Annotated in this window: 15 protein-coding genes; 10 read left to right on the plus strand and 5 right to left on the minus strand. The window is 40.2% G+C overall.

Translation table 11 applies throughout. The annotated features are described in order from the left end of the window. Window positions 1-230: 230 nt before the first annotated feature. Window positions 231-1,349, plus strand: a complete 1,119-nt coding sequence (gene ald / locus ACFQWC_RS00100) for an alanine dehydrogenase (protein ID WP_377105494.1) — start codon at window positions 231-233, stop codon at window positions 1,347-1,349. A gap of 179 nt (window positions 1,350-1,528) precedes the next feature. On the opposite strand, the gene hxlB is transcribed toward ald, so the two are convergent. Both hxlB and hxlA read right to left on the minus strand, forming a co-directional pair. Beyond that, the gene (hxlB, locus tag ACFQWC_RS00105) at window positions 1,529-2,086 is read right to left on the minus strand and encodes a 6-phospho-3-hexuloisomerase (RefSeq protein WP_377105496.1); all 558 of its coding nucleotides are present in this window, start codon (window positions 2,084-2,086) and stop codon (window positions 1,529-1,531) included. 7 nt (window positions 2,087-2,093) lie between these two features. Further along, a complete protein-coding gene (gene hxlA, locus ACFQWC_RS00110; protein ID WP_044339358.1) occupies window positions 2,094-2,726 on the minus strand; it encodes a 3-hexulose-6-phosphate synthase in 633 nt (210 codons plus the stop codon). 195 nt (window positions 2,727-2,921) lie between these two features. On the opposite strand from hxlA, the gene ACFQWC_RS00115 reads away from it, so the two are divergent. The 4 genes from ACFQWC_RS00115 (at window position 2,922) to ACFQWC_RS00130 (ending at window position 6,131) form a co-directional block, all read left to right on the plus strand. Continuing rightward, the gene (locus tag ACFQWC_RS00115) at window positions 2,922-3,287 is read left to right on the plus strand and encodes a winged helix-turn-helix transcriptional regulator (RefSeq protein WP_377105499.1); all 366 of its coding nucleotides are present in this window, start codon (window positions 2,922-2,924) and stop codon (window positions 3,285-3,287) included. Between the two features lie 168 nt (window positions 3,288-3,455). Beyond that, complete coding sequence (locus tag ACFQWC_RS00120) at window positions 3,456-4,136, plus strand: metal-dependent hydrolase (RefSeq protein WP_377105501.1); 681 nt, start codon at window positions 3,456-3,458, stop codon at window positions 4,134-4,136. A 105-nt stretch (window positions 4,137-4,241) separates the two neighbouring features. Beyond that, the gene (locus tag ACFQWC_RS00125) at window positions 4,242-4,484 is read left to right on the plus strand and encodes a hypothetical protein (RefSeq protein WP_324744920.1); all 243 of its coding nucleotides are present in this window, start codon (window positions 4,242-4,244) and stop codon (window positions 4,482-4,484) included. Between the two features lie 327 nt (window positions 4,485-4,811). Beyond that, window positions 4,812-6,131, plus strand: a complete 1,320-nt coding sequence (locus ACFQWC_RS00130) for a DRTGG domain-containing protein (RefSeq protein ID WP_044339354.1) — start codon at window positions 4,812-4,814, stop codon at window positions 6,129-6,131. A gap of 276 nt (window positions 6,132-6,407) precedes the next feature. Here ACFQWC_RS00130 and ACFQWC_RS00135 read toward each other — a convergent pair whose 3' ends face one another. Further along, window positions 6,408-6,713, minus strand: a complete 306-nt coding sequence (locus ACFQWC_RS00135; protein ID WP_377105504.1) for a YtpI family protein — start codon at window positions 6,711-6,713, stop codon at window positions 6,408-6,410. 93 nt (window positions 6,714-6,806) lie between these two features. Here ACFQWC_RS00135 and ACFQWC_RS00140 point away from each other — a divergent pair, with 93 nt between their 5' ends. After that, the gene (locus ACFQWC_RS00140; RefSeq protein ID WP_377105506.1) at window positions 6,807-7,748 is read left to right on the plus strand and encodes a DHH family phosphoesterase; all 942 of its coding nucleotides are present in this window, start codon (window positions 6,807-6,809) and stop codon (window positions 7,746-7,748) included. Window positions 7,749-7,872: 124 nt separating this feature from the next. Here the strand turns inward: ACFQWC_RS00140 and ACFQWC_RS00145 are convergent, their stop codons facing one another. Beyond that, window positions 7,873-8,238 (minus strand): hypothetical protein, encoded by a 366-nt coding sequence (locus tag ACFQWC_RS00145; protein WP_377107282.1) that lies wholly within the window; start codon window positions 8,236-8,238, stop codon window positions 7,873-7,875. A 534-nt stretch (window positions 8,239-8,772) separates the two neighbouring features. Here ACFQWC_RS00145 and ACFQWC_RS00150 point away from each other — a divergent pair. From ACFQWC_RS00150 to ACFQWC_RS00165, 4 genes are all read left to right on the plus strand, one after another. Next, the gene (locus tag ACFQWC_RS00150; RefSeq protein WP_377107186.1) at window positions 8,773-9,279 is read left to right on the plus strand and encodes a CBO0543 family protein; all 507 of its coding nucleotides are present in this window, start codon (window positions 8,773-8,775) and stop codon (window positions 9,277-9,279) included. Between the two features lie 281 nt (window positions 9,280-9,560). Continuing rightward, window positions 9,561-10,142, plus strand: a complete 582-nt coding sequence (locus ACFQWC_RS00155; RefSeq protein WP_377105508.1) for a TetR/AcrR family transcriptional regulator — start codon at window positions 9,561-9,563, stop codon at window positions 10,140-10,142. 203 nt (window positions 10,143-10,345) lie between these two features. Continuing rightward, entirely contained in the window at window positions 10,346-11,518 is a 1,173-nt protein-coding gene (locus ACFQWC_RS00160; protein ID WP_377107188.1) for an MFS transporter, read from the plus strand. Between the two features lie 213 nt (window positions 11,519-11,731). Further along, the gene (locus ACFQWC_RS00165; protein ID WP_377105510.1) at window positions 11,732-12,178 is read left to right on the plus strand and encodes a carboxymuconolactone decarboxylase family protein; all 447 of its coding nucleotides are present in this window, start codon (window positions 11,732-11,734) and stop codon (window positions 12,176-12,178) included. A 390-nt stretch (window positions 12,179-12,568) separates the two neighbouring features. Here ACFQWC_RS00165 and ACFQWC_RS00170 read toward each other — a convergent pair whose 3' ends face one another. Continuing rightward, on the minus strand, window positions 12,569-13,654 hold the full coding sequence (locus ACFQWC_RS00170) for a GerAB/ArcD/ProY family transporter (RefSeq protein WP_377105512.1): 1,086 nt from the start codon (window positions 13,652-13,654) through the stop codon (window positions 12,569-12,571). Window positions 13,655-13,676 lie beyond the last annotated feature (22 nt).

Here is a 13,676-nt window from a genome sequence, read left to right on the forward strand (position 1 = left end):
CTTTGGGTATACTAAGATGCACTGTTTCTATTTTAAAGAATTTTTGGAAAAAAGCGAAGAAATAATCATTAAATTTTTTAAAGAAAAATAGAGATATTTCCTTATTTATTTGTTAGAATGTAAGTGCTTACAGGGTGAGTAATTGCCCTTCGCTATTATAGATGAATAGTGTTATATTTAGGAAGTAAATGCTCCAAGGAGCAATAGTGCATTTAGGAGGTTGGCTTAGTATGCGTATTGGTGTACCAACGGAAATTAAAAATAATGAAAATCGGGTGGCTATGACTCCCGCAGGTGTTGTGAATCTGGTTCTTTTTGGACATGAGGTTTACATCGAATCAGGAGCTGGATTAGGCTCAGGATTTACAGACGAAGATTACGTAGCAGCAGGTGGACACATCGTTGATTCTGCAGCGGAAGCATGGTCCATGGACATGGTCATGAAAGTGAAAGAGCCACTTCCAAGTGAGTACTCTTATTTCCGTGAGGGACTTATCTTATTTACATATTTACATCTTGCTCCAGAACCTGAATTAACAAAAGCGTTAATCGATAATAAAGTGATCGGAATCGCGTACGAAACGGTTGAACTGAATCGTGCCCTTCCATTATTGACTCCGATGAGTGAAGTGGCTGGACGTATGGCGACTCAAATCGGTGCACAGTTCTTAGAGAAGATCCACGGTGGTAAAGGTGTATTACTTTCAGGTGTACCAGGGGTTCGCCGCAGTAAAGTAACGATCATCGGTGGAGGGGTTGCCGGTACGAACGCAGCGAAAATGGCTGTCGGACTTGGTGCCAACGTAACAATCCTTGACCTTAACCCGGATCGCCTTCGTCAGCTGGATGATATCTTCGGAAGCGACGTAACAACACTTATGTCCAACCCGCTGAATATCGAACAAGCTGTAAGAGAAGCGGACCTAGTCATCGGAGCTGTACTGATTCCAGGAGCGAAAGCACCTAAATTAGTAACAGAAGATATGATCAAAGCGATGACGCCGGGATCAGTTGTAGTCGATATCGCCATCGACCAAGGTGGAATCTTCGAAACAACGGACCGCATCACAACGCATGACGATCCAACTTACGTGAAGCACGGAGTTGTGCACTATGCCGTTGCCAACATGCCTGGTGCCGTACCACGTACGTCTACGATCGCACTTACAAACGTAACAGTACCTTACGCGGTTCAAATCGCAAACAAAGGCTATAAAAAAGCATGCCTGGAAAACGAAGCGCTATTAAAAGGTATCAACACGTTGAACGGATATGTAACATACCAAGCAGTAGCCGAAGCACACGCTGTAGACTACTCAGACACAAGAACACAATTAGAGCAACAATAACATCACGAAGCCGACTGCATGGGAATGTTCAGTCGGCTTTTTTATGTAAATATAGTAGAGATTATGAAGCCCTCCGTGTTATGTACTTATGGTGATTGGAGTGCAAAACTTTACATTAAAAATAGAAGTATACAGAAAAAGCCACATTCTGAAATGTGGCTTTTTCTGTATTTATTACTCTATTCGAGATTGGCATGTTTACCATACATTTTAGTAGAATCCAATCTCTTTTTCTCCATGAAGCGCAGGATGATGGCATCATAAAATAACAACATCGTTTGCTCAAATAGTGAGCCCATTGGTTGGATTGTTTTGTAATCACCTTCGGATTGGTCTTTCGTTACTCCAGGTAATGTAATGGTCAGATCAGCTAATTCCCCGATGGTTGATTCAGGAGAAATTGTTATCGCTGCGACGGTACCTCCCAAGCTTTTAGCTTTTTCAGCAATGGCCACTAGCGTTTTGGTTTCTCCTGAGCCTGATCCAATGATTAATAGATCATCCTTTTCTAAGTTAGCTGTTACTGTTTCTCCAACGACATAGGCATCAATCCCCATGTGCATCATTCGCATCACAAAAGATTTCCCCATCAATCCAGATCTGCCAGCACCAGCCACAAAGATTTTCTTGGATTCTAGAATCAGGTTTACTAATTTCTCTGCCTCTTCATCAGAGATTAAGTGCACTGTTTGTCTTAATTCTTCTACGACTTTGGCTAAATATTGAGTAGAATTCATCGTTTCATTACCCTTGGTGAATTAATTCCTGCATTTCACGTGCAGTCGCTCGTTTATCTTCTTTGCTTGTAATCCCGCCACCTACAATGATGAGGTCAGGCTGTTCTTTAATAACTTCCGGTAGTGTTTCTAATTTGATCCCACCGGCAATTGCCGTTTTGGCATTTTTCACAACGCTTTTGATCGTGTGTAGATCTTCAAATGAATTTTTTCCTACAGCTTGCAGATCATAACCTGTGTGTACACAGATATAATCGGCACCAAGTTCGTCCAATTCTTTCGCACGGGCTGCAACGTCTTTCACCGCAATCATATCAACAAGGATTTGTTTCCCTTGTTTTCGGGCTTCTTCTACTGCGCCTTTGATTGACTCGTCTTCTGCCGTTCCAAGAATCGTAATGATGTCCGCACCCGCAGCAGAGGCTTGACTTACTTCATATCCAGCTGCATCCATAATTTTTAAGTCCGCTAATACGGTTAAGTCAGGGAATGCTGCTTTTACTTCTTTCACTGCTTTTAGGCCTTCATTGATCACCACGGGTGTACCAATTTCTACAACATCAATATACTCTTCTACCTCTTTTACTAATGCAATGGCTCCTGGAATATCCACAAGATCTAATGCTAATTGTAACTTCATTTATATTCGCTCCTTCTAGAGAATTTTATTGGTTGTGCTAAGTGGTTAGTTGTAAATGTTTCTATATTAAAAGTTATTTACTCACTAGCATGCTGTTTAGTATACTCAGTATGTAATTGAATTTAAAGTACGCACATTTACCGCATATAGTGATAAAAAGTATACTAATGGATGAATAAAGGAGAGTTGAGGAAAATGCCAAATTTAGGAGAGAAAAATTTCAACTGTGAAAAAGAATTAACCCTCGCCGTAATCGGTGGTAAATGGAAAATGTTGATTTTATGGCATCTAGGCAAGGAAGGAACAAAACGATTTGGAGAATTAAAATCTCTTATGCCGGGTATCACTCAAAGAATGCTTGTCAACCAATTAAGAGAACTTGAAGATCATTTAATCGTGCACCGGGAAGTGTATCCTGTCGTCCCGCCTAAAGTCGAATACTCACTCACCAAGCATGGGGAAAGACTGTTGCCAATCTTAGAGGGTATGTATGAATGGGGCAAAGATTATGTCGAGAATGTACTGGAAAAGGAAACGGATGATCAATCAGCGGTAAAATAGATAGTCTTTCTAACCAAGGGTTAACCTTGGTTTTTTTTTACTGTTTTATATGAGTAGAGACAACAACTTAATTGCTACTACTCGCTTATTTTTATAAAATTGGGGTATAACATAAAATAGCAAACGAGAGAAAGAAAAATAGATAAGTTTATTTGGAGGAGATGTAAAATGAAGATTTCATATCATGGACATTCAGTAGTCAAAATCGAAACCAATGGTAAAACGATCCTGATCGATCCATTCATCAACGGAAACGAACTGACGGACCTTAAAGTGGATAACGAAAAGCCGGATGTCATCATCCTTACACACGGTCACAACGATCACGTAGGTGACACCGTCGAGCTTGCGAAGAAAAACGACTCATTGGTGATTGCAAATCATGAACTGGCTACGTACTTAAGCTGGCAATTAGTGAAGACCCATCCGATGCACGTCGGTGGAGCCTATGAATTTGACTTCGGTAAAGTGAAGCTGACTCAAGCCTTCCACGGATCAGGTCTCATCACAGACGGCAACGAAATCATCTACATGGGTATGCCAGCAGGCGTTCTCTTAATGATTGAAGGAAAAACCATCTTCCATGCAGGGGATACAGGATTATTCTCCGACATGAAACTAATCGGGGAACGACATCCGATTGACCTTGCTTTCCTTCCAATCGGGGATAATTTCACAATGGGACCTGAAGATGCGGCCACGGCAGCAAGCTTCTTAAAAGCGAAGAAAGTTGTGCCGATCCATTATGATACATTCCCGCCAATCAAGCAGGATCCAAACAAATTCATCGAGCTGCTCGAGGATTCTGAAGGGCAGATCATGAAGGCCGGAGACGTAATCGAATACTAATAAAATAAGGGTGGTGCATTCGCATCACCCTTTTTCTCATGTTTACACAATATCCTCCACTCACTCGCATATACATGATACAAGCCCAGAGAGGAGGAAGAACGCATGAAACAACGATATATACTATGCTTACTCGTAACAGGAGCACTCATCTACTACGGAGCTCCCCGCATGTCCATTTTCGCTGAAGGCCTTCAAGGCACCTTCGCCATCAGCTGGCTCGTCCTCGCCACCTTTGTCGTAGCAGGAAATCTTGCAGCCCTTCTATACACACCTAAAGGAACAAGTAAGGGTAAGAAGTTAAAATCGAAGCCGGTACGGAAAGTGAGATCGAGATCATTTGGATGAGCTTTTTATTTAATAGGGTATTGTTTTTTGTGAACTTGAAAGAACCGAACCGCTGATGTTGATTGGAGCGGAAGGTGCTCGACTCCTGCGGGAATAGCGTGAAGGTTGAGACCCCACAGGGCTTTAGCCCGAGGAGGCTCAACTCACGCCCCGCGGAAAGCGAGCACCTGGAGCGGAAATCAACCAGCACTTTCTACTTTAGAAGAGACAAGTTCATTAAATTATCGGGGCTTACACCAATGTAAGCCCCGATTAAATTGAAACACCAAGCTTTTCACATTATAATAAACATATAAACCAGGACGTTATAAAGAAGGGTGAAAAGCATTGGCTACTAAACACGAACAAATACTAGACTACATAGATACCTTGCCAGTCGGTGAAAAAATCTCCGTCCGCCAAATTGCAAAAGCATTGACCGTAAGCGAAGGAACGGCATACAGAGCGATCAAGGATGCCGAAACCAAAGGATACGTCAGCACCATCGAGCGTGTTGGGACGATCCGGATCGAACAAAAGAAGAAAGATAACATCGAAAAGCTCACCTATGCAGAAGTGGTCAATATCATTGATGGACAAGTATTGGGTGGAAGAACGGGATTACATAAAATGCTCAATAAGTTCGTCATTGGAGCGATGAAGCTTGAAGCCATGATGAGATACACGGAAGCGGGAAACCTGTTGATCATCGGGAACCGTACCCAGGCCCATGAACATGCACTGAGAGCCGGGGCTGCCGTACTCATCACCGGGGGATTCGATACAGAAGATCATGTCAAGAAGCTCGCAGACGAACTGGAGCTTCCGATCATCTCCACTTCCTACGACACCTTTACAGTGGCCACCATGATCAACAGGGCGATCTATGATCAGCTCATCAAAAAGGAAATCATCTTAGTAGAAGATATTTTGACAAAAGCGGATGACACGGCTTACCTGCATATCAATGATACGTTGGAGGAATGGTACGAAAAGAATCAGTATACCTTCCACAGCCGTTTCCCAGTAGTGGATAACAACCTGAAGGTACATGGGATGGTCACCTCGAAAGACGTCATGGGGCAGGAGAAATATACGGGCATCGATAAGATCATGACGAAGCAGCCGATCACCGTCAGCCCGAATACAAGCGTTGCCTCTGCCGCTCATATCATGATCTGGGAAGGGATCGAATTACTTCCCGTCGTCAATGAACAAAACAGGCTACAGGGAATCATCAGCCGTCAGGACGTATTGAAGGCACTTCAAATGATCCAAAGGCAGCCGCAGGTCGGGGAAACGATCGATGATCTGATCAGTAACGCAGTGGAGGCAGCAGCTGAAAAGAAGGGCGATAAAGAAGTCTACCAATTCGCCGTGACGCCGCAGATGACGACCGGTATCGGGACGATCTCTTACGGGGTATTCACGACATTGATGACCGAAGCGGCCAACCGTGCATTGAAACCCTACAAAAAAGGCGACATTGTCATTGAAAACATGACCATCTATTTCATCAAGCCCGTCCAAATGGAGAGCATGCTCGAAATTCACCCCAAAGTGCTCGACGTCGGAAGGAAATTTGGTAAAGTGGATGTTGAAGTATATTGTGAAGGTGTAATGGTAGGGAAATCCCTGATGATTTGCCAGTTAATTGATCGTCATTAGTTCACTTTATTAGCAACCCAAGGCTATAAATGTAGTGATTAGTATGTATTTGGAAGTATTAGTTAAACAGATAATACTTATGTTGATTGGAGCGGAAGATGCTCGACTCCTGCGGGAATAGCGGGAAAGTTGAGACCCCGCAGGGCAAAGCCCGAGGAGGCTCAACTCACGCCCCGCGGAAAGCGAGCATCTGGAGCGGAAATCAACCACTACTCGCTTATTAAAAAGTACCTACAAACAAAAAAAGACTAGATCAAACATCTAGTCTTTCGTACCTTATTGCTTATCCAATTCCTTCGCTTCTCTTTGAGCATAAGGAAGCACATGCTTGTACAGCTTATAGCCTGCCCAGCAGCTTCCAAGTCCAATCAGGATGAAAAGAGCGCCGATGAAATACGTCAGCGTCCCAGGGAATAAAAACAGCTGATTGATCCCAAACAGGGCAACAAATAGCCCAAGTGCGATGCTTGCCTTCGCCGATAACCATTTCTTTTCCATTGGTCGATTCGTCCGGACCTGTCTGATTTTATAAAAGACATAAAACGTGAATGTTACGACAATCAGTAGTGCTAGAAAATACATAATTTTGTCCTCCATCGTTGACTTCTCTCGCTACTATTTTACAGATATCAGGACAGAATGCCAAATAAAAAATCCACTACAAAGGAGATTCCCATGAAAGAACAAATACTTGACCTCATCAAACAATATGAAACGATCATTGTACATAGACATGTCCGCCCGGATCCTGACGCCTATGGTTCCCAGGGAGGACTCGTGGAAATGTTGAAAACGTCCTTCCCGGATAAAAAGATCTATGCCGTCGGGCAAGAAGATGAAAGCCTTCATTATTTAAAACGCTTGGATATCATAGAAGACCACGTTTTCGAGGGAGCGTTAATCATCGTTTGCGATACGGCAAATGAAGAACGAATCTGTGATAAGCGCTATACTTTAGGGGATAAGCTCGTTAAAATCGATCATCACCCCAATGAAGATGCATATGGGGACTATTTATGGATCGATACATCCGCAAGCTCAGTAAGCGAAATGATCTATGAATTCTACTTGTTCGGTAAGGATAAAGGGTTAACGCTGTCTGATGAAGGCGCTAGACTTTTATTTGCCGGGATTGTCGGAGATACAGGAAGATTCCTTTACCCGAGCACCACACAGAATACGTTTGATATCGCAGGCGAATTGATTCGCTTTGATTTTGATCGTAATGAACTATTCAACAAAATGTACGAGATCGATGCCAATGTCATCAAGCTGCACGGATATGTCCTTCAAAACTTCGAAATGGATGGGGACGGCTGTGCAAGCATGATTATGACGAAAGAAATACTGGAAGAGCATCAGGTCGTCCCTTCAGAAGCTTCTTTACTGGTCAGCACATTGGGGAACGTAAAAGGCATCAAAGCGTGGGTCTTCTTCATTGAAGAAAGTGATCAAATCAGGGTCCGCCTTCGTTCCAAAGGGCCAGTCATCAACACCATCGCCAAAAAATACAACGGCGGCGGACACCCATTGGCTGCAGGGGCTTCGATTTATTCATGGGAAGAAAAAGAAGAAGTGATGAAGGATTTAAGAGACGTGTGCAGGAATCATAGATAAGACTTGTTGGAGCCGGCGGATGCCGGCTTTTTATCGGGCAAAAGGGTTAGTTTATGTGGAAGTATAATCGTTTGCCGTTTATAGATCCAAAACGTGCAACGATCTTGAAGAGAGATACTTACGTTTATTCGTCCGATTCGATAAAATCTTCTATATAGAAGACTGCTACTTTATAAGCCTTTATCCTTCTCTTAATATAGGTCCTCTGTCCACTACCCGCTTTTGATTTCTCAAGAAATGAAGGAAGTGTTATAAGCAAACCCTCCAACACCTTTTTCACTTCCATCAAATCTGCTTTGCTGACATCCAATTCCTTGCCTGTCCATTGTGCAAGAAGTATATCTGCCCCAATCCGAGCTGCTTTCAATCGCTTCTCAAGCAACTTCGTCTGTGGCGCCTCTGGTTTCATATTAGTCAGCGCATTTTCGTTACCATGGATGGATATCCTTTTTGGAATCATTGCAATATTTATAATCGTCAGCTCTGCCATGCTCTATTCCATCTCGAAAATCAGAAAAGAGAACATCATTGAAGGATTAAAACAGGAAAACATCTAACTAGAAAAAGAGGAGTACTCATAGTGGGTGCTCATCTTTTTAAATTTTTATTCTTTTCGGGACTGTAAAATCCAGAAACGGCCGGGGTTTTCAACCCTCGTTTTGACGATGGGTATTTTTTTCTAACTAGATAATAGCATGAGGGAAACGATTGAGGTCGAGGTGATCAGTACTGTGGTATCCTTCAAATTATAATGGCTAATGTTTATGCTACTTGTTTCTGGCTAATGCGAATGGTGGTGAGCCGCAGACAAGTAGCTTTAAGGTCTAAAGGTTGTTTTTATACTTGAGAGGAAGTGCTATGGCTACCTTTTCAAATTTTCGAGAAATAATTGTTAAGATAGAAAGTGAAGGGGAATAGCCCTTAATGAGAGTAAAAGTCTTCATTTCATTTAATGTATTGTGAATCGGAGGTATGGAAATAATAATAGAGGTGTTTTTTCTTATTAGGAGGGGATTATATGTTCATGATTATAAGAGTAATCTTGTGGATATTTGCTGCATGGCGATGGGGAGATTGGCGGAATTGGAAGAAGTATCAATCTACCATATTGTTCTTTATCCTGCTCGATTTATTATATAATTTTCTAACATATAATCACACGTTGTGGCAATACGAGCCTACAGCTCTTATACCAAACCATACTTTGAATAATATGATAGTCATGTTTATATTTTATCCTTGCATTGTACTTTTATATCTAGGACGATATCCATCTGGTAAGGTCAAGCAAGGTGCTTGGATTATTTTTTGGGCGGCATTTTTATCTCTTATAGAGTTTATTAACAACAAAGTGGGCCTCATAACCTTTCATAATGGCTGGAATATAAAGTGGTCTATATTTTTTTATCTGTATTCCTTACCCATCTTAAGACTTCATTATAAAAAACCATTACTGACCTATTTCTTGGCTGTTTTTATAACAATAGGATTGTTATGGTTATTCGAAGTTCCCATAAGTAAAATGAAATGAGTTCCTTATTCTTATCAGTATCTTCTAACAAACAACAGTCCCCACCTTGACATTGATTGGCATAAAGATCCCTTTCCCTATTCCATAAAGTATCGTCTACTAAAAGTTGTAGGTGCTGTGCTGAGAAATACATTAATAATCACCGTATTGAAGTAAAAGAACAAAGCCAGCTGTAACATTTTTCTATTCTTCGATAGTGCACACCTCTGATACTTGACATGAGTAGGTCGAAGTAATATCATTAAAAAAGACCGATTGTTCTTTTTTTGGGGGGTGAAATGTTGAATAAAGGAAAAAAAACCAGAACACACATCATAGAAAAGTCATCTGTATTGTTTAACAAAACTGGTTATAAAATGACCTCCATTTCAGATATCATGGAAGCAACTGGTCTTAAAAAGGGAGGGATATATAATCATTTTGATAACAAAGATACATTGGCAAAAGAATCATTTTCGCATTCAAAAAACGTATTAAAAGAAAAATATTATGAAGCAGTCGGAGCAAAAGGCACTGCCTACGAACAGCTTGACGCTTTTATTTCCATCTTTTGTTCATTATACGAGGACAATATAGTAGTTGGAGGATGTCCACTAATGAATGCTGCCATCGAAGCAGATGATTCGAAAGTGGATTTTGAGGATTCCATAAAAGAAGGGTTCGCCGGATTATTAAAGTTAATTCAGAGCATTATAGAATATGGAAAAAAACACGAAGAAATTGACAATCGATTAGATGATAAACAATTAGCTATATTTATTCTCTCTTCTTTGGAAGGTTCTTTAGCATTAAGCCGATTGTTTCAAGATAAATCCTATTTAGATTCGGTTATTAAACAGATAAGGTCCACTCTTTTCCAGTAAAGATCCATTTTCATATTTTTTTGACAAAAAAGAGACCGATAAGTCTTTTTTTGTCTGAACTGAGTCGGTTAAACACGTTCCAAATGGAGTATTCAGAATAGGGTGATTGTCACAAATTTACTGAGGCATAAAACAGGGAATAAGATTCAGGGAAGTACATTTTCTAATGAAAATACAAAGAAGGTGTTTCTATAGTGAAACGTATGCTGTTAGTTTCATTTTTAATGTCGGTAGGGGCTACCTTTGTCGCTCCATTATTTCCTTTGTACAGTGAGACGTATGACATGAACAGTTTGGAAATCACACTACTATTTTCTATTTATGCAACATTCTTATTACCTAGTTTGCTTGTTATTGGTGTGAATTCGACTAGATGGGGTTTGAAAAGGATTGTACGTATCAGTATATGGCTATCCATTTTGTCCGCACTTATTTTTCTCGTAAGCGCTAATGACTGGATGCTTTATTTAGCAAGATTACTGGAAGGCATTGCATATGGGGCATTCACAGGAACAGCTGCTGCTTTTTTAATACTCCAGACTTCCCCTGATAGGGTCCAAAAAGCGATTAAACTATCAGGAGTAGCTATACTATCAGGATTTGGATTTGGTCCTGGGATTGCAGGGTTAATTATTGAATATAGTAATCTGCAACCACTCAAATTTCCTTATGGAATCTTACTCGCACTTCTAATCATTTCGCTGCTCTTATTGGAAACTCTCCCTGAGGATTCCATTACTGGTGAGCAGAGGAAAAGTAATGCAAAGGTTTCTTTAGGGTTACCAAAGGAAATTCGTTCTCCTTTTGTTTTGATGGCAGGATTGCCGATATTTATAGTTTTCACCATACAAGGGATTGTCTTTTCGTTAATCCCTACTTTTGTCAAAAGTGTCATTCAAACAACCAACCTCGCAGTTTCAGGGATGATTATCTTTGTTCTCCTCATTGGGGGAGTTTTGGCTCAGTTTATTCCCTGGTTAAGTCATTCAGTCAAACGAATACGAATTGGAATGCTGCTTCTGTTAACTGGGGCTTGGATCATTGTTGCTTCTGGTATTGTCTCAAATTTACCATTGCTATGGACAGGTATTATCCTTCAGGCCATTGGTGGTGGGTGGACTTTTCAAATAGCTTTAACATTTGCAGGGCAGTTACCTAATCCGGTAGAGCGTCCAAGAGCAATTTCGGTCTTTTATTTGTTTGCTTATTCAGGATTTATTTTCCCTGTAGTGGGTGTCGGATTGCTAACACTATTTCTTGATTTGCATTTTTCTCTCCTTATTTTTAACATCTTCGTTACGTTTATCGCTATCTATGTTTTTAAATATTCTAAAATTTTTACTCGTCATTACTCACATCAGGTGGTATCAACATAACCTATGAAAAATCAAAAAACCACAATAGTTAATAATTCATTCTGCCGGTAAGAAATGCTACTAGTCATAGAGCAAAATTGTAAAAATTAAGAAACATCTAGAACTGAACGATTGTTTAATTTAATTCTATGTTAGTTAAAAAAAATTACATTCATACTTTATTACTCCCATTTGGGGAGAATTAAGATAAATCATTCTAAAGGGAGATGCCTTATGACTCAAAGAGTTGCTTATTATGAAGTTGCTGCCGATGCTATGAAAATAATGATGGATATGGAGAAATATACGAAAAAAACGAAGATTGACCGCAAACTTCGAGAACTTATAAAGATCCGTGCTTCTCAAATGAATGGGTGTGCATTCTGCATCAACATGCATACATCTGATGCCAGGAAAATGGGAGAAACTGAACAGCGAATTTATTGCCTGAGCGCTTGGGAAGAATGCGAATTTTATTCGCCTGAAGAAAAAGTAGCCTTGGAACTGACCGAACATATCACTCTAATTCCAAGCAAAAGGGTACCTGACAACCTATACAGACGTGTCCGGGAACATTTTGATGAGAAACAATATGTCGACCTAGTACTGATAATCAATCAGATCAATAGTTGGAACAGAATTTCAATTGCAATGGGAAATACAGCTGGTAATGATAATTAAAGGGGATACACCTATCCAAACAGAATTTCATCCTTCTTTAGTAAGATCCCCGCCTTCGCAAGCAGGATTTGTTAAACTACTATTCGTTAACAATATTGAACAAGGTCAGACGGATAGCATGTCTTTTATACTTCCTAGTTGCTTCAAATGAACATAAACCAGTTATTGAAGCAGAGCTGTTAAAGAATAGAGGGTTGACTCGGCAAAAGTATAGTTTGCCGAGTCAACCCATCTATAAATTAACCTGACATCATCTTGCTCGAGTGATCTCCTCACAGTCAAGGTGTTCATCTACTTAATAAAGCGGGAATAAGCGCATCTTTCAATCGGGACATGGTTTATATGTTCGTAGGTAAGAAAATTAGCAAGAGCGAATCATTAGGTTAAGGTCTAAAATTTCTTTAGTCTTGTAAGGAAAAACATGGTTGGAATATAGATATAAAGAAAGTAAATGCCCATCGTTGAATGATAATCTGTTAACAGGCGAATACTCTTGTAATCTTTTACGAATAGACCTGCTAACAGCATTCCAATGAGAAAAACCAGGAGGCTTGTACGCCGCTTAGTTTTGAAGGCGTTCATCATTCCTCGGCTCGCTACCCAAAGGCCGAGAGAAATGTTTGCCAAAATTTTGATCAACCAAACCGATATCGCTAAATACTCTAATCTTTGCAGAATAGGTACTTGAATGATCTTAAGCATAGTGAGCGTCGGCCATAGAAGATGACGAATATAGTCTACATTGAAAAACATCAACGTTATGAGCGTTGTTAACAAATAGAAAGAAGTTACAAATAGTATAGTGAAATGGGCCCATTTTTGCGATTTTTCTGGAGTTTTTATAAAAGGGTAATAGACAAGGATCGCTTCGAACCCCATGAATATATAAAGTGTGCTCTTAAACGAAGAGAGGACTTCGGGCATTGAATGGTCATTGAGTGACATGAGGTTCTGAGGATGGAGATGGGGGAGTAGCAAAAGTATGAACGGAATGACGATTAAATATGAAATCACCATTCCCCAGAAACTAAGCCCGGTAACGCTTCGAAACCCTCCAGATACCGTATAATATATAAGAAACAATAATACTATTCCCATTAGTAACGTATTCATTTCTGGAAAGACCCAGACTTGAACAACGTCAATATAGGCACGAAATTCAATAAAAGCCCCTATATAAAAATAAAGAATGATGGCTACATTTATTGTACTGCCAAGTATTTTACCAAAACATAAAGTATTAATATGGGTAATATCAATCCCTTCTTGTTTTAGAAGTAGAATCTTGTAGATCATCCAGATAATCAAGTGAATACTTATTCCCAAAAATAGGATCGTCATCCATGAGTCATTTCCCATTCTTTTGACAAGGCTGTGCTGGAAGTTCAATATTCCTACACCGACCATGCTGACATATATCAAAAATACAATGAAGAAGGGGGATATTTGATATTTTTCATCAATCGGATTCTTCATAAATAATAGATCTCCCTTTTAG

It is taken from the genome of Rossellomorea sp. GCM10028870, assembly GCF_042666755.1.
Lineage (GTDB): Bacteria > Bacillota > Bacilli > Bacillales > Bacillaceae_B > Rossellomorea.

Bases quoted from the DNA above. Each gene is read 5' to 3' on its own strand.
- ald (WP_377105494.1), top strand. From the start codon at position 231: ATGCGTATTGGTGTACCAACGGAAATTAAAAATAATGAAAATCGGGTG.
- hxlB (WP_377105496.1), bottom strand. From the start codon at position 2,086: ATGAATTCTACTCAATATTTAGCCAAAGTCGTAGAAGAATTAAGACAA.
- hxlA (WP_044339358.1), bottom strand. From the start codon at position 2,726: ATGAAGTTACAATTAGCATTAGATCTTGTGGATATTCCAGGAGCCATT.
- ACFQWC_RS00115 (WP_377105499.1), top strand. From the start codon at position 2,922: ATGCCAAATTTAGGAGAGAAAAATTTCAACTGTGAAAAAGAATTAACC.
- ACFQWC_RS00120 (WP_377105501.1), top strand. From the start codon at position 3,456: ATGAAGATTTCATATCATGGACATTCAGTAGTCAAAATCGAAACCAAT.
- ACFQWC_RS00125 (WP_324744920.1), top strand. From the start codon at position 4,242: ATGAAACAACGATATATACTATGCTTACTCGTAACAGGAGCACTCATC.
- ACFQWC_RS00135 (WP_377105504.1), bottom strand. From the start codon at position 6,713: ATGTATTTTCTAGCACTACTGATTGTCGTAACATTCACGTTTTATGTC.
- ACFQWC_RS00140 (WP_377105506.1), top strand. From the start codon at position 6,807: ATGAAAGAACAAATACTTGACCTCATCAAACAATATGAAACGATCATT.
- ACFQWC_RS00145 (WP_377107282.1), bottom strand. From the start codon at position 8,238: ATGGCAGAGCTGACGATTATAAATATTGCAATGATTCCAAAAAGGATA.
- ACFQWC_RS00150 (WP_377107186.1), top strand. From the start codon at position 8,773: ATGATTATAAGAGTAATCTTGTGGATATTTGCTGCATGGCGATGGGGA.
- ACFQWC_RS00160 (WP_377107188.1), top strand. From the start codon at position 10,346: ATGCTGTTAGTTTCATTTTTAATGTCGGTAGGGGCTACCTTTGTCGCT.
- ACFQWC_RS00165 (WP_377105510.1), top strand. From the start codon at position 11,732: ATGACTCAAAGAGTTGCTTATTATGAAGTTGCTGCCGATGCTATGAAA.
- ACFQWC_RS00170 (WP_377105512.1), bottom strand. From the start codon at position 13,654: ATGAAGAATCCGATTGATGAAAAATATCAAATATCCCCCTTCTTCATT.